This is a genomic window from Pseudoalteromonas sp. SR45-1 (genome assembly GCF_014163655.1).
Taxonomy (GTDB): Bacteria; Pseudomonadota; Gammaproteobacteria; order Enterobacterales; family Alteromonadaceae; genus Pseudoalteromonas; species Pseudoalteromonas distincta.
The window spans coordinates 1-836 of the sequence record NZ_JACJDR010000038.1; the positions used below are offsets into that span (position 1 = coordinate 1).

Annotated in this window: 1 protein-coding gene; it reads right to left on the minus strand. The window is 50.7% G+C overall.

All coding sequences use genetic code 11. The features are described 5' to 3' along the window. The coding region (locus tag H5089_RS20015; RefSeq protein ID WP_182712955.1) for an Ig-like domain-containing protein at positions 1-836 on the minus strand (836 nt) is incomplete at both ends.

The following is an 836-nucleotide window of genomic DNA, read 5'->3' on the forward strand; positions in this document are numbered from 1 at the left end:
AAGTCAGAGGTACCACTTAAGGTAACCAATAAACCAAGTTCAAACGTTGGTGTAAAGGCAAGTGCCGGTGGAGTTACATCCACTTCGCCACTGTCTGTACCTGTACCTGTGTTGCCCGCTGCATCGGTGATGCTGGCGCTAACACTGTAATTACCTTCAGCTAAATCAGTCGTTGGTGTCGCACTCCAGTTACCATTGGCATCGGTTTGTACATCAATGCTTTGAGTAGCATTTGCTGCATCTGTAAACGTCACCGTGATGGTGCTGTTAGGTGCATCACTGGTGCCTGTCACAGTTGGCGTGCTGTCATTTGTTAATACTGGCGCATCTACACTCACACTTGGTGCTGTGGTATCAATGGTGCCGTTGCCGGTAATATCGGTGCTGTTACCTGCCACATCGCTAATACTTGCTTCGATGCTATACGGCCCTTCTGCCAGTGCAGTCGGTACTTCTATAGAGAAGTTGCCGTCTGCATCAACCGTGGTGGTAAACGTTTGTGTATTGCCTTGATCGTCCACTACCGTGAAGTTAATAACGGTGCCTTCAACGGCATCACTTGTGCCACTGAGTGTCGGGGTGATGTCATTACTTGAGCCTGGGCTGGTAAGTACAAGTGTCGGTGCAGTGGTATCTATTTCACCTGCGCCTGTGGCGGTGGTGTCGTTGCCTGCGGTATCTTCAACACTCGCGCTAATAGTGTATGTACCTTCTGCAAGTGCTACCGGTACAGGGATTGACCACGTGCCATTGGCTAGTACGGTGGCGCTCATTGTTTGCGCTGCGCCGCTGCTGTCGGTGACAACAATGGTTACTTCACTGCCTTGCGGTGCATC